Source organism: Lutibacter sp. Hel_I_33_5 (assembly GCF_007827455.1).
In the GTDB taxonomy this organism is placed as follows: domain Bacteria; phylum Bacteroidota; class Bacteroidia; order Flavobacteriales; family Flavobacteriaceae; genus Polaribacter.
Genome location: NZ_VISM01000001.1, coordinates 1153055 through 1176477 on the forward strand (window position 1 = coordinate 1153055; position 23423 = coordinate 1176477).

A 23423-nucleotide genomic window follows, 5' to 3' on the forward strand; every position below is an offset into this window, starting at 1 on the left:
TATGAACTTATCAAAATTCACATCCAATCCTATATTAAAAATCTTAACCAATAAATACGTATTAATTTTAGCCGTTTTTATTGTTTGGATGACATTTTTTGATGAAAATTCTTTTTTCACACATAATAAATACAACAAAGAAATAGAAGATTTACAAAAGACCGTTAATTTTTATAAATCAGAAATAAAAGAAGATAAAGAAACCATAAAAAAGTTAAAAGACTCTTTGCAATTAGAACGCTACGCAAGAGAAAAATACTACATGAAAAAGGAGAATGAAGATATTTATTTAATAGAATTTGATACCATAAAAAAATAATGAGTTCTTTTTTGTTTGATGAATTTGACCCTGTTTCACCAGCAGCTTGGAAACAAAAGATTCAAGTTGATTTAAAAGGTGAAGATTATAATGATTCTTTGTTATGGAAAACTCCTGAAGGAATTATAGTAAAACCTTTTTACACAAAAGAAGACAGAAAAAATCATCAAATAAACTTACCAAAAAAAGGGTTTGCAATTTGTCAATCTATTTTTGTAGATAAAGAAACAATTGCGAATACTATTGCAGTCAATTCAATAAAAAAAGGCGCAACATCAATAGAATTTACCGCAAAAAAAGAGTTTGACTTTAACCTTCTTCTAAAAGACATTAACCTAGAAGAAGTTGTAATTTACTTTAACTTTCAGTTTTTATCTGTTGATTTTATTAAAAACATATCGAAACAAATTAATCAAAAAAATACATTTTTTAATATTGATATTATTGGCAATCTTGCCAAAACCGGAAATTGGTTTACAAATTTAAAAGAAGATTTTTCATCAATAGAAAAAACATTAAACCTTACTACTAATAGTATTTCCGTAAACGCAAGTTTATACCAAAATGCAGGTGCAAATATTGCGCAGGAATTAGCTTATACATTAGCACATGCAAATGAATATTTAGAGTATTTCGGCGAAAATGTTATTGATAAAGTCCATTTTAATTTTAGTGTTGGTAGTAATTACTTTTTTGAAATCGCAAAACTTAGAGCATTTAGAATTCTTTGGAATACACTTATAAATCAAAATTATAGTGTAAATAAAGAAGCTCATATTTTCACAAAACCTAGTTTACGAAATAAAACATTATATGATTACAATGTAAATATGTTACGAACCACTTCTGAATGTATGAGTGCAGTATTAGGAGGCTCAAATACTGTTTGTAATGTTTCTTACGACACAATTTATCATAAATCTAATGAGTTTGGTGAACGTATTTCTAGAAATCAATTATTAATCTTACAACAAGAAAGTGAGCTAAGCGAATCACAAAATTATGCCGATGGTTCTTATTATATAGAAGCAATAACACAACAATTAGCAGATAAAGCGTTACAAATATTTAAGCAAATTGAAAAATCTGGCGGATTCTTAAAATTATTAAAAAAAAGAATCATCCAAAATAAAATTTTAGAATCCGCAAATAAAGAACAAGAATTATTTAATTCAAAAAACTTATATTTGTTAGGTACAAATATTTTATTAGACAAAAAAAACAGAATGTCAGATAGTTTAGATATCTATCCATTCCTTAAGCTCAATAGAAAGAAAACTTTGATTTCCCCAATTTTAACAAAACGCCTTTCAGAAGAATCTGAACAAATTAGGTTAAAAAACGAAAAATATGGGGACAAAAACTGAGCTAATTACTTCTAATAAAAACAGACAAGAAGAATTAAAATCAGCAATTCAGAAAAGAAAAAAAAGAGCCACAAAATATTTAACTGGTTTTATCTTACTTTCTTTAATTTTTATTGTCTTTATGGAAAGTAGGGTGTATTCCTATTTTGGCAATTCTATTAACTTTATTTTAGTAGTCCTAAGTTTTACAATTATAATATGTTTGACATATTTAATAAGAATTTACCTCTTAATTGATAAAAAAAATAAAGAAATCAAAGAAATAAATAATAAACTATACCAACTAATGCGATTGGAAACTACCTCCGAAAATGAGTAGAAAATCAGTACAAGACTTACAATTAAAAAAAACTTTAAACACACCTGATAAAGTTTTTAAACATGAAGATTTTATTGCCGGAATTGCTCCAAATTTACGAGGACCTTATTCAACCATGTATGTTAGAAAACCTTGGACAGTTAGACAATATGCTGGATTTTCTACTGCAGAAGAAAGTAATGCTTTTTATAGAAGAAATTTAGATGCTGGACAAAAAGGATTATCTGTTGCATTTGATTTAGCAACTCATAGAGGCTATGATTCTAATCATGAACGTGTACAAGGCGATGTTGGAAAGGCTGGTGTTGCCATAGATTCTGTGGAAGACATGAAGATTTTATTTAATAAAATTCCATTAGATAAAATGTCAGTTTCTATGACTATGAACGGAGCTGTTTTACCAATTTTAGCATTTTATATAGTTGCTGCGGAAGAACAAGGAGTTTCGCAAGAATTATTATCAGGTACAATACAAAATGATATTCTTAAGGAGTTTATGGTACGAAACACCTATATATATCCGCCAAAACCATCTATGAAAATTATTGCTGATATTTTTAAATATACCAGCAAAAATATGCTAAAATATAATTCAATTTCTATTTCTGGATATCACATGCAAGAAGCTGGTGCTACTCCAGAAATTGAATTAGCCTATACGCTTGCAGACGGGTTAGAATACATAAAAAAAGGTATAGAGGCTGGATTAGATATCGATACTTTTGCGCCAAGATTATCATTTTTTTGGGCAATAGGAATGAATCATTTTACAGAAATTGCAAAACTAAGAGCGGCAAGAATGTTATGGGCAAAAATTGTAAAACAATTCAATCCAAAAAACTCAAAATCTTTAGTTTTAAGAACACACTGTCAAACAAGTGGTTGGTCTTTAACAGCTCAAGATCCATTTAACAACGTAGCAAGAACCACTATAGAAGCAATGGCTGCAGCTTTTGGAGGCACACAAAGTTTACATACCAATGCGTTGGATGAGGCAATTGCTTTACCTACTGATTTCTCTGCAAGGATTGCAAGAAATACGCAAATATATTTACAAAAAGAAACACATATTACTAAAACGGTAGATCCTTGGGCAGGTAGTTATCATCTAGAACAATTAACTAAAGATATTGCAGATAAAGCTTGGGAATTAATTAATGAAGTTTCTGAATTGGGAGGAATGACAAAAGCCATTGAAAAAGGAATTCCGAAAATGCGAATTGAAGAAGCTGCTGCAAAAAAACAAGCTAAAATTGATAGCGGACAAGATGTTATTGTTGGTGTTAATAAATATCAGTTAAAAGAAGAAGAACCTTTACATATTTTAGAAGTTGATAATGAAGCTGTAAGACAATCTCAAATAGAACGATTGAAGAGCTTAAAAGCTAAAAGAAATAATACAGAAGTTGAAAAATCATTGAATGATTTAATTCAATGTGCAAAATCTAATGAGGGAAATTTATTAGATTTGACTATTAAAGCTGCAAGAAATAGAGCTACTTTGGGGGAAATTTCTGATGCTTTAGAAACAGTTTTCGGAAGACATAAAGCAGTACATAAAACAATTTCTGGTGTGTATAGTAAAGAAATAAAAGACGATAAATTATTTAAAAAAGCTTCAGAATTAGCAGATAAATTTGCTGAATCTGAAGGTAGAAGACCTCGAATAATGATTGCAAAATTAGGGCAAGATGGTCATGATAGAGGAGCAAAAGTAGTTGCTACTGGATATGCCGATTTAGGTTTTGATGTAGATATTGGTTCGTTATTCCAAACACCAAAAGAGGCTACAAAACAAGCTGTAGAAAACGATGTACACATTCTCGGAATTTCTTCATTAGCTGCTGGACATAAAACATTGGTTCCTCAAGTAATCGAAGAACTAATAAAGTATGGTAGAGAAGATATTATGGTTATTGTAGGTGGTGTAATTCCAGCGCAAGATTATCAATTCTTATTTGATGCTGGTGCCGTAGGTGTTTTTGGTCCAGGAACAAAAATAGCACAAGCTGCCATAGATTTACTTACTATTTTAATTGACGAATAAAACCTAGATATTACTTCGAGCGGAGTCGAGATATCTTAAGGTTTTTAAAAAATAAAAAAGAGCGATTTTAAAAAAATCGCTCTTTAAATATTCAGTAAAAAAAGGAGGTTAGTTTTTAACCTCTTCTTTTTTCTTCTTTATATCATTCTTAAAGTCCCCTGCATTTACTACAGACCAGTTATTAAATGTTTTAAAATATTTTTTAATTGCATTATTAACGTCTTCAACGGTTAAAGTATTCATTTTCTTTTCTAAGTTTTTCTGAAAATTAATATCTCTTTTATAATAAATATTGTTATTTATTAAACTCGAGATTTCATTATCCTTAGCTCTAGAAACTGTTTGACCTTGAATCCAACCTTTTACAGCGTTTTTCAATTCTTCTTCTGTAATACCATCTTTAATAAAACGTGCTATTTCTTCTTTAAATCCAAGTTGAACCTTCGCTGCATTTTGTGGCGCATAAATTGCATACACAAACATTGATGAGTTTTTATCATCTTTTTGTGCATCTACATTTACACCACCTCCAGCACCATAACTTACCCCATCTTTTTGTCGTAATCTAGCAGCAATTCTTGAATTTAAAAATCCGCCACCAAAAACAGAACCTGCAACAACTAAAGCAGCATGATCGTTATCATATTGGCTAGACTCAAAAGTTAATCTACCTACTGTAAATGCATTTTTCTTATCTGGTGTATTTAAGCTTTCATTTGTTGCTTTATTCGTTTTAAACTTATTACTTACATTAGTAAACGGTAAATTAGATTTAAAATCTCCAAACTCAGTATCAAAATAGTTTTTCAATTTTTGCTCATCAATATTACCTATTGAAACTAAAGTAGCGCTATTAGAAATACCATAAAATTCTTTATAATATGCTTTCATTTTATCAACAGACACATCATTAATAGCTGCTATCTCTTCCGCAATACTCATACTATATAAAGGATGCCCTTTTTTATAACGTTGATTAATTAATCCTAATTTTCTAGAAGCTAAAAATGTAGGTTCAGTTTTATTACGCTCTAAATTAGCTAAATCTTGTGTTTTTAATTTATCTAATTCGGCCTGATTAAAAACAGGGTTTTTAATTATATCTGTCATTAAATCTAACGTTGCTTGTAGGTTATCTTGCGTTGTATTAATATTAACATATGTTCTACCATTTGCTCCTCTAAAACTAACAGAAGATTTTAACTCACTTAACTTATCTTCAATATCTTGTCTAGACTTTGTTTTAGTTCCTTTATTAAGCATTCTAGCTGTATAACTAGCAATCTTACCTTTATTCATTAAATCATTTACAGTTCCGTTTCTAAAAGCAAAAGAAAGAATGACTGTTTTACCTCTATTATCTTTTTTAATAAATCCGTAATCAATATTACTTTTAGGCAAAGTACCTGCATCTAACCTGCTTTGAATATTATCATATGAAACATCAAAAGCTTCTCCAGCTCCAAACCCTTTCTTTCCTTTGTAACTCTTAACTAATTCTGCAACACCTTCTGTATGCGGTACTCCAACTCTAACTGGTTTTTTTGTTGGTACAAAATTACCAACTGATCTATTTGTAGGAATAAAATACTTTTTTACAGCCGCATTAACTTTATCTAAAGTCATAGCCTCTACTCTATCTCTATGAATGTAAGATAATCTCCAATCTCCAGCACCTATAAATTCACTCATATAAGTTCCTAAATAAGAAGAGTTTCTACTAATTTGATCTATTTGTTTTAAAATATTTGCTTTAGCTCTTTTTAATTCCGCTGCAGTAATAGGATTCTTAGATGCATCATCTAAAACTTTTAACATAGCACTTTCTGCTTCAGGTAAAGATTTATCTGAAGGAACATCTACATTAAAATACATAAATGATGGCTCTTTAGTAAAAGGTGAAAAAGACCAAAGACTAGATGCTTTCTTTTTATCAATTAATGCTTTGTATATTCTTCCAGACGGTTGATCAGTTAATATATTTTCTGCAATTGCTAAAGCTGCATAATCTTCATGAGATCCAGCAGGTGTATGATACATAGCCGCTAAAACTTGTAAATCTCCAACTCTACTTAATGTTACTCTTTTTTCTCCATCTTGAGCAGGTTCTATTGTTGGAACATCTCTTAATGGTGTTGATGGATTCTTAATACCTCCATATTTCTTCACGATTAAAGCTAAGGTTTTTTCTGTATTAAATTTACCTGTAACCATTAAAACTGCATTATCTGGACGATAATATTTTTTATAAAAAGCTTTTAAATTTTGAATTGGTACTCGCTCTATATCAGAACGGTTTCCAATGGTAGACTGTCCATAATTATGCCACACAAATGCTGTACTAATTAATGTTTTCATTAATACGCTTGTTGGCGAATTTTCACCAGATTCAAACTCGTTACGTACCACAGAAAACTCAGACTTTAAATCTTTTTCTGCGATGTAAGAGTTTACCATTCTATCTGCCTCTAAATCTAATGCCCAATCAAGATTTTCATCTGTAGCATTAAACGTTTCAAAATAATTGGTTCTATCATACCAAGTAGTTCCGTTTGGTCTAGCTCCATGTGTAGTTAACTCTTTTGGAATATCTGGATGATTAGGTGTTCCTTTAAATACTAGATGTTCTAATAAATGCGCCATCCCTTTTTCTCCATAACCTTCATGCCTAGAACCTACTAAGTAGGTAATATTCACGGTAATTGTTTGCGAAGAATTGTCTGGAAATAATAATACTTTAAGACCATTGTCTAATTTGTATTCTGTAATACCTTCTACACTTGCTGTTTTTTTAATTTGAGCATTTGTAAAAGAAGCTGCTAAAAACAACCCAGTACAAATTAATATTGTTTTAGTAAGTTGATTAAGTTTTCTCATTTGAATGATTTTTTTTTAATTTTCACCAAATATAATTAATTACACAAAACAATTTCACAACAAACAATACTTCTAATTGTTAAATATTTAATAATTCCTTATTTTTGAGAAAATCAACTTTTCATGAAAAAACAAATACTCATCTTAGTAGCCCTATTTTTATCGGTACAATTTCTACAAGCACAAAAATTAACTAAAAACAAAAAATCACTTATAAAATCTATAGAAAAGCATCAAAATGCTTTAATAGAAATAAGTGATAACATTTGGCAATTAGCAGAAACTGCGTTTGAAGAAACGCAATCTGCAAAAATATTAGCAGATTATGCAGAAAAAAACGGTTTTACTGTTGAAAGAGGTATTGCAGAAATGCCTACTGCTTTTGTTGCTTCCTACGGTAGTGGAAAACCCGTTATTAGTGTTTTAGGTGAATTTGATGCCTTGCCAGGTATTTCACAAAAAGCAAGCCCAACAAAAGATCCTTTAGTAGAAAAAGGAAATGGTCATGGATGTGGACATAATTTATTCGGAGCAGGAAGTCTTGGAGCAGCAATTGCCATTAAAGAACTTATTGAACAAGGAAAAATAAAAGGTACAGTGAAGTTTTTTGGCACACCTTCTGAAGAAAAATTCTTTGGCAAAATTTGGATGGTAAGAGCTGGTTTATGGGATGATGTTGATGTAAATATTAGCTGGCACCCTTCTGCTTCTATTAAAGCGGATGTACAAAGTTCTTTAGCATTGGTAGATTTTAAAATAGAATTCTTTGGACAAGCTGCACATGCTTCTGCAGATCCTTGGAATGGTAGATCTGCATCTGATGCATTAGAATTATATACTGCAGGAATCAACTATTACAGAGAACATGTAAAACCAACAGTAAGAATGCATTACCACATTCAGGATGGCGGACAAGTTGTTAATGTGGTTCCAGATTATTCAAGACTATGGATGCGTGTTAGAGATACAAAGCGCTCTGGAATGATGCCTGTTTATAAACGTGCCATGGAAATGGCAAAAGGAGCTGCAATATTGGCTAATGTTGATTATAAAGTGTCTTTAATTTCTGGAATTTATGAAGTTTTAGTGAACAGAGCTGGTGGAGAAATTATGCAAAAAAACTTAGAATTATTAGGCCCAATAAAATACACAGAATCAGAAACCGCTTTCGGAAAAAAGATACAAGAAGTTACTGGCAAAGAGCAAGTAGGAATGGATAGTGCTATTAATCCTTTAGAAAAAACAAAAGAACATCCAGGCGGAGGTTCTACAGATGTTGGAGATGTAAGTTGGAATGTTGCTAATATAAATTTAGGAGTAACAACCGCACCAAAAGATACACCTTGGCATTCATGGGCTGTTGTAGCCTGTGGAGGAATGAGTATAGGACACAAAGGATTAATTTATGCATCTAAAGCAATGTCTATGACCATGCTTGATTTATTTGAAAACCCAACTTTAGTTACTAAAGTAAAAGATGAATACAAATTAAGAAAAGGTGATGCAGTTTACAAAGCAATTGTTCCAGATGGACCACCACCGATTCCAAAAACTAAATAAACAATTTAAGCTGAGAAAATTCTCAGCTTTTTTATGGATAAAACTAAACCATATTTAAGTTATTTATCCGTAAATTTGCATGACTTTAACAGACCAAATTGAGATGAAAAATATCTTCAACATCCTCTACTCTACACGTTTAATGGCAGTATTATTTATACTATTTGCTACCGCCATGGGAGTAGCTACTTTTATAGAAAACGATTACGGAACACAAACCTCTAAAGCATTAGTATACAATACTTGGTGGTTTGAAGCTATTATGGTATTTTTTGTTATTAATTTCTTTGGTAATATTTTTAGATATCGATTGTACAAAAAAGAAAAATGGGCGGTTTTAATGTTTCACATTTCCTTTCTTTTTATTTTAATTGGAGCTGGTATCACACGTTATGTAGGATATGAAGGAATTATGATGATTAATGAAGGTGAATCTACTAATACTTTTTTATCAGAGACTACGTATCTTAATGCTATAGTAGACGACAACAATGAACAAAAAACTACGCATGACAAAATGCTACTTTCAGCTTGGGGTGAAAACTCATGGTCTACTGAAAATAATTTTCGAGGAAAAAAATATTCAATAAAACTTGTTGATTATATTCCTTGGGCGAAGAAAGAATTGGTTGAAGATGAAAACGGAATAGAGCATTTGCATTTTGTAGAAAGTTCTAGCGGAAGTAGACACGATCATTATATCAAAAAAGGAACAGTTCAGAACATCCATAATCTTTTAATTGGTTTTGGTGTAAAAGACAACAATGCATCCATCAACTTTTTTTATGAAGATGATAACCTAAAAATGCAATCTAAGGCTGATGGAGATTGGTTTAGAATGGCAGATCAAAAACGTGGTAAAATTGTTAAAGACTCTGCTCAATATTTTCAACTATTAACACTACATACTATAAACGGACTTCAATTTGTTGTTCCTAAACCAGCAATTAAAGGCGAAGTAAAAACCGTAAGCGGTGATAAAGATCCTGAAAAATCTGATGTCGTAGTTTTTGATATTAAAACTGATAAAGAAACTAAACGTGTTGAACTTGCTGGCGGACAATATAATGTAGAAAATTCAAAAGAAGTAACTGTTGACGGACTTAACTTTAGATTATTATATGGTTCTAAGATTTTAGAAACTCCATTTAATGTTAAATTGAATGATTTTCAGCTAGAAAAATATCCGGGTTCAGAAAATGCAGCTTCCTATGCTAGTGAAGTTACAGTTATAGATACAAAAGAAACTTTTGATTATAGGATATATATGAATCATATTTTAGATCATAATGGTTATAAATTTTTTCAGTCTAGTTATGACTTAACAGGTAAAGTTGAACAAACACATCTATCTGTAAATCATGATTTTTGGGGAACTTTGGTCACATATATTGGTTACTCATTATTATATACTGGCTTAATTTGCATGCTATTTGCTAAAAACACGCATTTTGATGATTTAAAACGTCATCTTAAAAAAATCAGAGCTAAGAAACAGACATTATCATTAATCTTTGGATTCTTATTTATAAGTTTTGGAACGGCACAACATCAACAAAATCATACAAAACAAAGAATTAGTGATGTTAAAATTGATTCAATTTTAAAAGCAAACTTGGTCGCTGTTTCTCATGCTGAAGAATTTAACAGGTTGGTTATACAAGATGCTGGTGGTCGTATGAAACCAGCACATACTTTTGCTTCTGAATTAGTTAGAAAAGTTGCTTATACAGATACATTTAAAGATATGACGCCAAGTCAGGTTTTACTTTCAATTATAGAAAGTCCAAGGCTCTGGTTTGATGTTCCTGTAGTATATTTAGAGGAAGGGAACACAAAAATTAGAGAAATTTTAGGTGTTGCAAAAGACGCTACACATGCTAGATTATCAGACTTTTACACAAACACTGGTGTTTCTAAAGTAGATTCTCATATTGTAGAAGCACAGAAGAAAAATGTACAAAATAAGTTTGAGAAGGATGTCATAAAAATTAGTAGAAGAACTTGGTTATTATCCAGAGCGCTTAGTGGTAATGTTCTTAGAATATATCCAATACCTAATGATGAAAATAACACATGGGTATCTCAACCTGAAACCTCTCAAGCACCATTTAAAGGTGTTGACTCTGTTTTTGTAAGACAATCTTTACCTGTTTACATTCAACTTTTACAAACTTCAAAAAAATCTGGTGATTATACTGAAGCTAATAATGTTTTAAAAGGGATTAAAAAGTTTCAACAAAAATTCGGAAAAGAAGTAATTCCTACAAAAAAGAAAATTGATTTAGAGATCACATATAATAAAGTTAGCATTTTTGAACAACTTTCTAAACTTTACGGCTTTGTAAGTTTATTTTTAATTGTATTTGTAATTCTTCAAATTTTTAATGATAAAAAATGGATTAATACTATTGTAAAAGTATTAATTGGAGTAACCATCCTTCTATTTATCACACATCTTCTAGGGTTAATAGCACGTTGGTATATTAGTGGTCATGCTCCTTGGAGTAATGCATATGAATCTATTATTTATGTTGCTTGGGCAACCATGTTGTTTGGATTATTTTTAGGTAGAAAATCGGCATTAACAATTGCAGCTACTACTTTTTTAACGGCGATAATTTTAGCTTTTGCTCATCAAAACTGGCTCGATCCAGAAATTGCAAACTTACAACCTGTATTAAATTCTTGGTGGGTTTTAGTACATGTATCAATTATTGTTGCGAGTTACGGTCCCTTTTCTTTAGGGATGATATTAGGTATTGTTTCACTAAGTTTAATGGTTTTTACAACGACAAAGAATAGAGAAAAAATGTACCTCAACATAAAAGAATTAACCATTATTAATGAAATGGCTGTAACGGTTGGTTTGGTGATGCTTACGATTGGAAATTTTTTAGGCGGTATGTGGGCTAATGAAAGTTGGGGTCGTTATTGGGGTTGGGATCCAAAAGAAACTTGGGCATTAATTTCTATTATGATTTATGCGTTTGTTTTACACATGCGATTAATTCCAGGATTACGTGGAAGATTTACATTTAACCTTTGGTCTATAATTGCCTATGCATCTATTATGATGACATATTTCGGTGTAAATTTTTACTTATCTGGATTGCATTCTTATGCTAGTGGAGATCGTGTAGTTACACCTACTACAGTATTTTATTCAGTAGGTTTTGTTATTGTTTTGGGGTCTTTAGCTTGGTTTAAATACAAGAAATATTATAAGAAGTAATTTACAGAATGATTCAGAATTTTGAATAGAAAAATGTACTTTTGTCTCTCAATTTTATTAAGAAAAAAACATGTTTCATAAAAATATAAAATTAGTATTAGCTGCTTTAATCACTGCGTGGGCAGTGTATGAATTTTCCCAAGGTCATATAGGTAATGGAATTGCAATTCTTTTATTGGCTGGGATTTTTGTTCTACTATACTTTAAAAACGAATTTATCTTATTAGCTTTCTTACAATTAAGAAAACAAAATTTTGCAGGTACACAAAAATGGCTTAGCTATATTAAAAACCCTTCTGCTGCTTTAATACAAAAACAAGAAGGATATTATAATTACTTACATGGTATTATTTTATCTCAAACTAATATTACTCAAGCTGAAAAATATTTACGCAAAGCTGTAAAATTAGGCTTAGCTATGAATCATGATTTAGCTATGGCTAAATTACAATTAGCTGGTATTGCCATGACAAAACGTAGAAAACGTGAAGCAACTAATTTAATGGCTGAAGCTAAAAAATTAGACAAACATGGTATGCTAAAAGAGCAAATGCAGATGATGAAACAGCAAATGAAAAAGATTTAATCTCAATAAATCTTTTTCCATAAAATTTAAAACCTACTTTTAATTAAGTAGGTTTTTTTTATGGAATTTCATTTTAAAATATTGATTAACAAGAACATACATCAAACTCTCTATTATATTAACGTCAAAATAAAATGTTAAAAAAATGTTAATTATAGTACTATGCATTGCATAATACCTTTTTAAAGATATATATTTGCATAAGAAAGTATTATACAAATCATTTTACTATGTCAAGAAATAACGAAAATACCAACGCATTCTTAATACACATATCTGCATTTGCAGGTTTAATGTTTCCTTTTGGAAATATAATTACACCATTAATTGCATGGCAAACTTTAAAAGATAGAAGTCAATATTTAGATGAACAAGGTAAAGAAGCGGTTAACTTTAATATCAGTTATACATTATATGTATTTATTTTAACCATCAGTTTTATACCCTTTGCAATTGGTTCAATTTTTAATAATAATCACAATGTTTTTAACAGGCACAATTTTAACTTTGACTTTGATTTAGATATTGGCAATGCATTTGGATTTATAGGTATTGGTTCTTTAGCAGGAATCATTTATATCATAGGAATTGCATTGGTAATTATTGCATCATTAAAGGCAAACAAGGGAGAAAATTACAAGTATCCGTTTACTATAAAATTTATAAAATAACACCACAGAATGAAGATAGAAAACACAAAAGCACAAATGCGTAAAGGTGTTTTGGAGTATTGCATCTTATCCATTTTACAACATGGAGATGCGTACACTTCAGAAATACTAAACACATTAAAAATTGCAGAAATGATTGTGGTTGAAGGCACGATTTATCCATTATTAACTCGCCTAAAAAACGCAGGTTTATTAAGCTATCGATGGGAAGAATCAACCTCTGGACCACCAAGAAAATATTACGTTTTAACAGAAAACGGCGGCATGTTTTTAAAAGAATTAGACAAAACATGGAGTAATTTAGTAAATGCAGTAAACCAAGTAACAAGTACAAAATCAACTAAAAAATGAATAAGACAATCAATATAAATTTAGGCGGCTTCTTTTTTCATATAGATGAAGTAGCCTATAAGAAACTAAGAAGGTATTTAGATACTATTTCTAAATCTTTAAGTGATGATCCACAGGGTAAAAATGAAATCATTGCAGATATAGAAGCTCGTATTTCTGAACTTTTATCAGAAAAAATAACAGATGCAAGACAAGTTGTAAATGAAGGTGATATTGAAGAGATCATCAAAATAATGGGACAACCAGAAGATTATGCAGATGTGGACGAAAGTTATTCTGAATCTAGCTATTCTTACCAAAGAAATAACGCTAATTCTAAAAAACTTTATAGAGATAGTGACGATAAATTTTTAGGAGGAGTTTGTTCTGGAATTGGACACTATTTTAATGTAGATGTTATCTGGATTAGACTTGCTTTTATCATCTTATTATTTAGTGGATTCTCTCCATTAATCTACATTATTCTTTGGGTTTTATTGCCAGAAGCAAGAACGACAGCTGAAAAATTACAAATGGAAGGCGAAGATGTAAATATTGATAATATTGAAAAAAAAATTAGAAAAGAGTTTACCAATATATCAGAAAATGTAAAAGAAACAGCTAATAGAGCATCAGACATGATAAAAGATGGTGCTAATGAAATTAGCGAAAAAGTAAATTCATCTTTTAGAGGAAAAAAAAATAACGGTTTTCAGGATTTTCTTGATGCTCTAGGTAAGATTATTCTAGCATTTTTTAAAGTGATAGGGAAATTTATCGGAGTGCTTTTAATCATTGTTGCCGCTTCAGTAATCATCTCATTAATTATTGGTGGTTTTTCTGTTGGGAGTATAGAGATTTTAAATATTGATAGCGATTTTATACAGTATCCTCCATTCTTTTATGATGCAACACTACCTAGATGGTTATTAACTTTAAGTGGTGTGGCTTTAGTAGGAATTCCGTTTTTAATTTTATTCATTTTAGGATTAAGAATTCTATCAAGCAGCGTCAGAAAATTAAATAAAGCTACCTCATTAACTTTGTTAGGAATCTGGATTTTAGCTTTGTTAGCTATTGTTTTTACAGGTATTGAGTTCGGATCTTCATATGCTAATAGTGGAAAAAGTAATGTTAAAGAGAGAATCAATTTATCAGAAAATGATACGCTTAAAATAAAAATGATTAATGATGATAATATCTATTATACTCATAATCTAAGAAGGAGTTCTAGAAAACATGAAACTGAAATAAATGATGTAAAAAAAGTATACTCTAACTACGTTTTTGTCGATGTAGAAAAAAGTAATTCAGAAGAAGCCTATATAGTAGTTTCGAAAGAATCTGAAGGTAGAAATAAATTTAAAGCAAAGGGTAATGCTAAAGATATTGAGTATAAATACACAATAGACGGCAATGAAATTTCTTTAGATGCTTATTATTTATCAAGCTATAAAAATTTATGGAGAGATGAAGAAGTAAGAGTAACTATTCATCTACCAAAAAATACAAATATCTATTTTGACAATACCACTAAGAACTTTTTATATCGCATAAAAAACACCTCAGATTTATACGTAAACGACATGGTTAAACACAATTTCCTAATGACAGAAAATGGATTAGACTGTACAGATTGTGAGGAAGAAAAAGTAATTGAAGAAGAACTAAAAGAAGAGAAAAAAGTTTCAATAGAATCCGAATTCTAACAGTTCGGTTAAAAAAATCAACAATTCGGTAACTATAATTTAAAAAATTGCGTCTATATAGTAACCTTTGATGAATCAATTAAAAAACCAATATTATGAAAACAACAATTTCAAAAATCGCAGTACTACTTTTTTTAGCAACATTAACTACCTCTTGTTTTGTAGATGGTTTTAATAAAATTAATGGAGACAGAAATGTAATTACAGAAGAAAGAAGCGTAACAGAAAGCTTCACTAAAGTTAGAACAAGTAGTGGTATAGACGTTTATATTACACAAGGTGATAAAGAAGAAATTACAATTGAAGCTGATGAAAACTTACATAGACATATTAAAACAGAGATTGAAAACGGAACGTTAAAAATCTATTCTAAGAGAAATATTTGGAGAGCAAAAGCTAGAAAAGTTCATGTAACAGTTAAAACGATAGAAGGTATAACTGCTACGAGCGGAAGTGATGTATATTCTGAAAACACCTTAAAGTCAGATACTTTTAAAGCATCAACCAGTAGTGGAGCAGATATGAAACTTAGCATTGACGCAAACTCAGTTACCTCAAAATCTACAAGTGGATCTGATTTAAAATTATTAGGTAAAGCAGAAGAATATTCAGCAAGTGCTTCTAGTGGAAGCTCTACAAATTCATTTGGTCTACATAGTAAAAATGTTACTGTGAGAGTTTCTAGCGGTGCAGATATAAATGTATATGCATCAAATAGTATAGATGCTAAAGCAAGTAGCGGAGGAGATATAGATTATAAAGGAAATCCTGAAAAAGTAAATAAAAGAAAATCATCTGGCGGAAGTATTTCGTCATATTAAATTTAATAACCAAAAATCAACAACTAACCAACACGCTATGAAAGAATTTTTAACAATATTTAAAGATAATATTGCCATTCAATTTATCTTATATGTCTTAGCATTTTTTATTACCTGGTTTTCTAATGCTCAAACGAATGAGATTCAAAAATACAAACCCGTTAATCTAAAATTGTATAATGAAATTATAAAAATGGATAGTGTTTATTTTTCAGCTTATAATAAATGTGACATGAAAACTCAGGCTGATATATATGAGAAAAATATAGAATTTTTTCATGATAAAGGCGGCTTAGAAACCAATAAAGATAAACTTGTACAATCTATAAAAGATAATATCTGTAATAAAGTAACTAGAACATTAATAGAAGGTAGTGTAGAAGTATATCCAATACATAATTATGGAGCTGTACAAATTGGATATCATAAGTTTTTCAACAAGCTAGAACCTAATCAAAAATCTATTCCTAGTAAGTTTATTGTTATGTGGAAAAATATAAAAAACAGTTGGAAAATAACAAAAGTTATTAGCCTTCATTAAATAAAAGTTGTAATCCCAACTTAAAAACATTAGATAGCAGTTAAATAGCTAACTTAACGCTACTAATACTTGGTTTTATTAGTTTACTTGGTAAGAGTCTGTTTCTAAAAGAAATAGCTCTTACCTTTTTTTTATACTGAACTTGTTTCAGTATCTCATAATTCATTCCCTTGCTCCCGATAAATAAACTCGTTTTGATATCTCACATCTACTCTACCCTTTTTTTGTTATTTTGCAGTACAAATATTTAAAGATGAAAAATATACTATTCTTTTTTTTGTTGATTACACTTACGCTAAGTTCACAAGAACTTCCTAAAGGATTTGTGTATTTATATGATATTGATAATTCTATTCAAACTGAATTACGATATCTTTCATCGAATAATTTTATAGGAAAGCCAATTGATGGTTATAATAAAGATTGTTTAATTGTAAGCAAATCAACAGCTTTATCGTTAAAAAAAATTCAAGAAAAATTACATAAAGAAGGATTAAGTCTAAAAATTTTTGATGCCTATAGACCACAAATGGCTGTCAATCATTTTGTCCGCTGGGCAAGAGTAATAAATGATACTGTTATGAAACATAAATTCTACCCTAATGTAGCAAAATCTAAATTATTTAAACTAGGTTACATATCCTCTAAATCTGGACATAGTAGGGGAAGTACAGTTGATTTAACCATCATAAATACTAAAACTGGAAAAGAATTAGATATGGGAAGTATCTATGATTTCTTCGGACATCAATCGCACCCGTTTTATAAAAAACTAACAGAGAATCAACAAAAAAACAGAATGCTATTACGCAAAATAATGCTTGATCATAATTTTAGACCTTATGATAGCGAATGGTGGCATTTTACATTAAGAAACGAACCGTTTCCAAAAACTTATTTTAATTTCCCTGTAGATTAGTAAGATTTAACAAATAACTAAGACAAAAATTACAAATCGGCACTATCTTTGATTCGTTATATTTTTAGATGAAAAAACTATATTCTCTTACTACAATTTTAATACTTTTTATAAGTCTACAAGGTTTTGCACAGTTGGATAATTCAACAACAAAGAAGAAAAAAAACACTTCTTTAAATTTATTTTCAACACCTACCAAATTAGAAAAACCAAAAAGCGTAACTAACACAAGTTCTGGTTTTAAATCTGCTTATCAAAAAGAACAAGAACGCTTAAAAACTGAGCGAAAAGAATTTGCTTTAAAATATAAAGGCATTATTACACCTGCCGTATTAAGAAGGATTTCAGCACAAAAAAATTATGAAAAAAACAATCTAAATATCCCTATGATTGATAAAGATTTAGGGGTTTTCAGAACTAAAACAAAGTATTTGTATTTTGCTGGTATAGATTATGGTATAATAGATGGTGATATTATTAGTGTATATAAAAATGGGGTAGCTGTACTTGAAAATTATAAGTTAAATGAATTTGCTAAAAAATACGCTATTCCTATTGAATTAGGTTTTAATAAAGTAGAAATAATAGCAATTAATCAAGGTGAACTTGGAGCTAATACTGGTGCTTTCAGTGTTTTAGATGGAAAAGACAGAGTTGTAATCTCAGATTATTGGGCTTTAGCAAAAGGTGCAAAAGTTATTGCTTTAGTCATTAGAGAAGAAGAATAAAATTTCCTTCGAAAACGTTTGAGTTAGAAACTAAATAATCCTCTTTTTTATTCTCCAGAAAACAGTTATTTTTGTGCTTGGATTCTATATTATAGAATATATTTGCAAAAACAAAACAACAAGATTCACAAATGGAAAAAATTACCAAGCAAACCTATTTAGATTGGTACAAAAACATGCTTTTTTGGAGAAAGTTCGAAGACAAATTAGCAGCTGTTTACATTCAACAAAAAGTTAGAGGTTTCCTACATTTATACAACGGTCAAGAAGCTGTTTTAGCTGGTGCGTTACATGCCATGGATTTAACCAAAGACAAAATGATAACTGCATATCGTAATCACGTTCAGCCAATTGGTATGGGAGAAGATCCAAAACGTGTGATGGCAGAATTATACGGAAAGGTTACTGGAACATCTCAAGGAATGGGTGGTTCTATGCATATTTTTTCTAAAGAACATCGTTTTTATGGAGGTCATGGAATTGTTGGAGGTCAGATTCCTTTAGGAGCTGGACTTGCTTTTGGAGATAAATACAAAGGTAATGATGCTGCAACTTTATGTTATTTTGGTGATGGAGCAGCTAGACAAGGTTCTTTGCATGAAACTTTTAACATGGCAATGAACTGGAAATTACCAGTTATTTTTATTTGTGAAAATAATGGGTATGCCATGGGAACTTCTGTAGAACGTACGGCAAACCATGAAGATATTTGGAAACTTGGTTTAGGATATGAAATGCCATGTGGCCCTGTTGATGGAATGAATCCAATAAAGGTTGCAGAAGCAGTTGATGAAGCAATCCAAAGAGCAAGACGTGGTGATGGACCAACATTCTTAGAAATGAAAACCTATCGTTATAGAGGTCATTCTATGTCAGATGCACAACACTACAGAACAAAAGCAGAAGTAGAAGAATACAAGAAAATAGATCCTATCACTCAAGTTTTAGACATAATTAAAGAAAATAATTATGCATCAACTGATGAAATTGAATCAATCAATAAAGGTGTAAAAGATTTAGTAAAAGAATGTGAGCAATTTGCAGAAGATTCTCCATACCCTGAATTAAATCAATTACATGACATGGTATACGAACAAGAAGATTATCCTTTTATAAGTTAGATATGGCAATAATTGTAAACATGCCTAGATTAAGCGATACCATGGAAGAAGGTGTTGTGGCAAAATGGTTAAAACAAGTTGGAGATAAAATTGAGGAAGGCGATATTTTAGCTGAAATTGAAACGGATAAAGCAACAATGGAGTTCGAATCGTTTAACGAAGGAACTTTATTACATATTGGTGTTCAAGAAGGAGAAACTTCTCCAGTAGATACATTATTAGCTATTATTGGTGAGGATGGTGAAGATATTTCTGAACTATTAAATGGAGCTGTAACAACTTCTGAAGCTTCTGTAGAAGATGTTATCCCGAGCGCAGTCGAGGAATCTCAAGAAACAAACGAATCTCAAGAAATACCTGAAGGTGTAATAGTTGTTACCATGCCACGTTTAAGTGACACCATGGAAGAAGGAACTGTAGCTTCTTGGTTAAAAAATGTTGGAGATACTGTTGAAGAAGGCGAAATTTTAGCAGAGATAGAAACAGATAAAGCAACTATGGAATTCGAATCGTTTAATGCTGGAACTTTATTGTTTGTAGGATTAAATGAAGGTGAAACTGCAAAAGTAGATTCTCTATTAGCTATTATAGGCCCTGCTGGAACTGATGTTTCAGATATTGCTAAAAACTTTACAACAAAAAGTTCTGATGTAAAAGCTGAAGCTAAAGAAACACCAAAAGTTGAAGCTGTTATCACTTCAAGCGAAGCTGAGAAGTCTCAACCTAAAATTCAAACTAATACTGCAAACGGAAGACTATTCATTTCTCCTTTAGCGAAGAAAATGGCTGAAGAAAAAGGAATAAATATTTCCCACATAACTGGCTCTGGAGAAAACGGAAGAGTTATTAAAAGAGATATCGAGAATTATGTACCTGCTGCAAGTAATCAATCTGCAACTGCTGTAAAATTTGTAGCTACAGGTCAAGAAGATTTTGACGAGAAACCAAACTCTCAAATGCGTAAAGCAATTGCTAAGAGTTTAACGAAGTCTAAATTCTCTGCTCCACATTATTATTTAAATGTAGAGTTTGATATGGAAAATGCCATAGCATTTAGAGCGCAATTCAATTCAATTCCTGACACAAAAATATCTTATAATGACATGATTGTTAAAGCATGTGCTTTAGCATTACGTCAACATCCACAAGTTAATTCTCAGTGGTTTGATGATAAAATGAAATTGAACAATCACGTACATATTGGTGTTGCTGTAGCTGTAGAAGACGGATTAGTTGTTCCTGTTGTAAAATTTGCAAACGAACAAAGTTTACCACAAATTGGTGCTGCTGTTAGAGAATATGCAGGAAAATCTAGAAGTAAAAAATTAACGCCAGATGAAATGTCGGGTAGTACATTTACTATTTCTAATTTAGGGATGTTTGGTATCGAAAGTTTTACTTCCATTATCAATCAACCAAATTCAGCAATTTTATCTGTTGGAGCTATTGTACAAAAACCAGTGGTAAAAAATGGTGAATTAGCTGTAGGAAACACAATGAAATTAACCTTAGCATGCGATCACAGAACTGTTGATGGCGCTACAGGTTCTTTATTTTTACAAACATTAAAAGGATTCATTGAGAATCCAGTTACAATGCTAGTTTAATAAAACAAACATATTTATTTAAAAAGCTCGCATTTATTGCGAGTTTTTTTTATCTTAAATTTTGAATGAAGAATTTAGAAGACATATTAAAAAATCCTGTTTGGTTTTCGTTAAAAGAAACTCATAAAAAATTTGCAATTGAGTTTGACGGTGTTCAATTTTATCAACCAGATGTTTGTTCATTTGGAGCTTTTTACGATGCTTCTAAAACTAAAAAAGCATTAAACTCTTATGCGAAAATTGCAGATAGCTTTTTTCTCGTTACAGAAGATCTTACACCAATCATAGATACTGATTTTATTGAATTAGAGAAAAAAATTAATGGTTGTCAAATGGTTTTAGACACATTAATTGATGTCGAGATAACAGAAAAAATTGTACCACTCACTGAAAAATATATCAACCAAATTTACGAATTAGTTTGGTTAGTAATGCCAGGGTATTATCAAAAAAGAGGTTTTGAAATGGGGAAATTTTACGGCATTTTTAAAGACAATAAATTAGTTTCCATTTCAGGTCAACGTATGCAAACTAATGACTTCATTGAAGTTAGCTCTGTTGTTACGCATCCTGAATATACAAGACAAGGATTTGCTAAACAACTAGTTGTACATACAACTAAAGAAATTTTAAAAGAAAATAAACTACCCATTTTACACACAAACAAAGGAAACCCAGCTATTGGACTTTATGAAAAATTAGGCTATAAAGTAACTAGAGATATGAATTGGTGGTATTATCGAAAAAAATAAAATTTCAACAAAATTATCAAGCTTTTATTATTTATATTTTTCTATCTTTAAAAATTAATTCTCATTAATCAGTTCATTTTGAACAAACTGTACTTTGAATAGAAATTATATAATAGCCCTCTTTTTAGAATAAAAAACCCCCCTCATCTTACATAGAAAAGTCATTATTTAGCTATAAATAATTTAAAAAACTAACCTATGTTAAAGACTAAAAAAAAACTTAAAACAATTGCCCGAATAAAATTTCTATTTATAATTTTCTTAACAACAATTGTTCAAGAAAGTCAAAGTCAGCCAAAAGCTAAAGATTCTAACCTAACAATTACTAAATACATTAGTGTTAAAAACGCAGCTTCAAGTATCGGTTATGATCCAATTTCAAAATCTATTTTTTACACAACAGTTTCTGGAAATGTATATCGCGTTATAGAAGGTACACCTAATAGTGACATACTAATGTTTGATGTTACAGACCATAAAATTAAGCACCTCCAAGGAATGCATTTTTCTGACAATTCGTTATTTCTAGTTGGTAATGATTGGACAGATGGAACTCAAGGAATTGGATTAATAAAAAAAGGGACCCTTCAAGGAAATGATGGAAGTAGAAATTGGTCTACTGTCATAGAAACAGCTTTATATCCTGCAACTAAAGCAGCATTTGATCATGGATTTAGCGGTATTACTATTGATCGTGAAAAAAAATATCTTTATTTAAGTAGTGGTTCTAGAACTGACCATGGAGAACTTCAAGAAGTTAATGGGTTATTTAAAGGAATTAGGGAAGTTCCGTTAACCTCGGCAATATTTAGATTTCCTATAGATTCCGAAAACTTAATGATACCTAACAATTTAGCAATAATAAACACTAATGGGTGGTTATTTGCAGATGGAACAAGAAATAGTTTTGGACTTGCTTTTAACAGTAAAGGAGATTTATTTGGAGTTGACAATAGTGGTGATCGTGATGATCATGAAGAGTTGAATCATATTCAAAAAGATCATCATTATGGGTTTCCATGGAAGATGGGAACAAATGATAATCCACAACAATTTCCTGGGTATGATCCTGATAAGGATTTATTAGTAAATAAAAATTCTAAAGCATATAAACGTGGATTATACTATGATGATAATACTTTTCCAAAACCTCCGGCAAATGTTACTTTTACAGATCCAATTGAAAATATGGGGCCTGATGCAAATTATTATCGTGATCCTTCGGATGGAAAAGTTTATAAGAGCAAGGATGGAGAATCTTTAGGGACATTTACAATGCACCGCTCACCACTTGGATTGGTTTTTGACCAAGGTAATATATTAAAAACTCCATATACAGGAAGTGGATTTACACTTTCATTTACCCAAGGAAAAGGTGATGAGAATGGATATCTTTCAAATTCTATTTGGAGATTACCAGTTGTTCCTATTGATGGAAGTCAAGATTTAATTCATCTTGACATCATTTATGATCAAAATAACAAACCAATAAAAGTTAAATCTACAGTTATTGCAGATGGTTTTAACTTCCCTGTAGGTTCTGTTCTTGTTGATAATAATTTATATGTGCTTGAATATGGAACAAGAGGTAATCGATTTATATGGAAAATAGAATTACCTAAATCAAATACAACTAGTGTTAAAGATGATAGTAGAAACAACTTAACTCATATTCTTTACCCTAATCCTGTAAATCAAAAAATCAGCATCAAAAAAAGTAATTCAAAAATTAATTACATAAAAATATTAGATATTACAGGGAAACTTGTTACTAAGGTGAACTCAGTTTCTAATGATATTGATGTATCAAAATTATCGAAAGGAATATACTTTATGCAAATATTTACAGAAAAATCAATACTTACAAGAAGGTTTGTTAAAAATTAATTTTTATTAAAATAAAGACATACTACT

General features: G+C 30.4%; 18 protein-coding genes. 17 read left to right on the forward strand and 1 reads right to left on the reverse strand.

Going from position 1 to position 23423, the window contains the following annotated elements; all coding sequences use genetic code 11:
• Position 1: 1 nt before the first annotated feature.
• The 3 genes from OD91_RS05000 to scpA all read left to right on the forward strand — a co-directional run bounded on the left by OD91_RS05000 (position 2) and on the right by scpA (position 4052).
• Positions 2 to 319, forward strand: coding sequence for a septum formation initiator family protein (locus OD91_RS05000; RefSeq protein ID WP_144895288.1), 318 nt, complete (start codon positions 2 to 4; stop codon positions 317 to 319).
• Entirely contained in the window at positions 319 to 1686 is a 1368-nt protein-coding gene (locus tag OD91_RS05005; protein WP_144895289.1) for a methylmalonyl-CoA mutase subunit beta, read from the forward strand. The genes OD91_RS05000 and OD91_RS05005 overlap by 1 nt, the downstream gene beginning before the upstream one ends.
• A 311-nt stretch (positions 1687 to 1997) precedes the next feature.
• On the forward strand, positions 1998 to 4052 hold the full coding sequence (scpA, locus tag OD91_RS05010; RefSeq protein WP_144895290.1) for a methylmalonyl-CoA mutase: 2055 nt from the start codon (positions 1998 to 2000) through the stop codon (positions 4050 to 4052).
• Positions 4053 to 4160: 108 nt separating this feature from the next.
• Here scpA and OD91_RS05015 read toward each other — a convergent pair whose 3' ends face one another.
• Positions 4161 to 6929 carry a pitrilysin family protein gene (locus tag OD91_RS05015; RefSeq protein ID WP_144895291.1) on the reverse strand — a complete coding sequence of 923 codons (2769 nt, stop codon included), beginning with the start codon at positions 6927 to 6929 and terminating at the stop codon, positions 4161 to 4163.
• Positions 6930 to 7052: 123 nt separating this feature from the next.
• Here OD91_RS05015 and OD91_RS05020 point away from each other — a divergent pair, with 123 nt between their 5' ends.
• From OD91_RS05020 to OD91_RS05085, 14 genes are all read left to right on the forward strand, one after another.
• The gene (locus OD91_RS05020; protein ID WP_144895292.1) at positions 7053 to 8489 is read left to right on the forward strand and encodes an amidohydrolase; all 1437 of its coding nucleotides are present in this window, start codon (positions 7053 to 7055) and stop codon (positions 8487 to 8489) included.
• A gap of 103 nt (positions 8490 to 8592) precedes the next feature.
• A complete protein-coding gene (gene ccsA / locus OD91_RS05025; RefSeq protein WP_144895293.1) occupies positions 8593 to 11724 on the forward strand; it encodes a cytochrome c biogenesis protein CcsA in 3132 nt (1043 codons plus the stop codon).
• Between the two features lie 70 nt (positions 11725 to 11794).
• On the forward strand, positions 11795 to 12310 hold the full coding sequence (locus OD91_RS05030; protein WP_144895294.1) for a DUF2892 domain-containing protein: 516 nt from the start codon (positions 11795 to 11797) through the stop codon (positions 12308 to 12310).
• A gap of 230 nt (positions 12311 to 12540) precedes the next feature.
• Entirely contained in the window at positions 12541 to 12981 is a 441-nt protein-coding gene (locus OD91_RS05035; protein WP_144895295.1) for a DUF4870 domain-containing protein, read from the forward strand.
• 9 nt (positions 12982 to 12990) lie between these two features.
• Positions 12991 to 13332, forward strand: coding sequence for a PadR family transcriptional regulator (locus OD91_RS05040; protein WP_144895296.1), 342 nt, complete (start codon positions 12991 to 12993; stop codon positions 13330 to 13332).
• The gene (locus OD91_RS05045; RefSeq protein ID WP_144895297.1) at positions 13329 to 15020 is read left to right on the forward strand and encodes a PspC domain-containing protein; all 1692 of its coding nucleotides are present in this window, start codon (positions 13329 to 13331) and stop codon (positions 15018 to 15020) included. Before OD91_RS05040 ends, OD91_RS05045 begins: the two co-directional genes overlap by 4 nt.
• Before the next feature lie 95 nt (positions 15021 to 15115).
• Complete coding sequence (locus OD91_RS05050) at positions 15116 to 15841, forward strand: head GIN domain-containing protein (protein ID WP_144895298.1); 726 nt, start codon at positions 15116 to 15118, stop codon at positions 15839 to 15841.
• Between the two features lie 37 nt (positions 15842 to 15878).
• Complete coding sequence (locus tag OD91_RS05055) at positions 15879 to 16382, forward strand: nuclear transport factor 2 family protein (RefSeq protein WP_186434408.1); 504 nt, start codon at positions 15879 to 15881, stop codon at positions 16380 to 16382.
• 253 nt (positions 16383 to 16635) lie between these two features.
• The gene (locus OD91_RS05060; RefSeq protein ID WP_144895299.1) at positions 16636 to 17301 is read left to right on the forward strand and encodes a M15 family metallopeptidase; all 666 of its coding nucleotides are present in this window, start codon (positions 16636 to 16638) and stop codon (positions 17299 to 17301) included.
• Between the two features lie 68 nt (positions 17302 to 17369).
• Complete coding sequence (locus tag OD91_RS05065) at positions 17370 to 18029, forward strand: hypothetical protein (protein ID WP_144895300.1); 660 nt, start codon at positions 17370 to 17372, stop codon at positions 18027 to 18029.
• A 131-nt stretch (positions 18030 to 18160) separates the two neighbouring features.
• On the forward strand, positions 18161 to 19150 hold the full coding sequence (gene pdhA / locus OD91_RS05070; protein ID WP_144895301.1) for a pyruvate dehydrogenase (acetyl-transferring) E1 component subunit alpha: 990 nt from the start codon (positions 18161 to 18163) through the stop codon (positions 19148 to 19150).
• Positions 19151 to 19152: 2 nt separating this feature from the next.
• Positions 19153 to 20757, forward strand: a complete 1605-nt coding sequence (locus OD91_RS05075; RefSeq protein WP_144895302.1) for a pyruvate dehydrogenase complex dihydrolipoamide acetyltransferase — start codon at positions 19153 to 19155, stop codon at positions 20755 to 20757.
• Positions 20758 to 20822: 65 nt separating this feature from the next.
• Positions 20823 to 21509: a GNAT family N-acetyltransferase gene (locus OD91_RS05080; protein WP_144895303.1), complete on the forward strand. Its 687-nt coding sequence runs from the start codon at positions 20823 to 20825 to the stop codon at positions 21507 to 21509.
• A gap of 198 nt (positions 21510 to 21707) precedes the next feature.
• The gene (locus tag OD91_RS05085) at positions 21708 to 23396 is read left to right on the forward strand and encodes a T9SS type A sorting domain-containing protein (RefSeq protein ID WP_144895304.1); all 1689 of its coding nucleotides are present in this window, start codon (positions 21708 to 21710) and stop codon (positions 23394 to 23396) included.
• Positions 23397 to 23423: the final 27 nt, after the last annotated feature.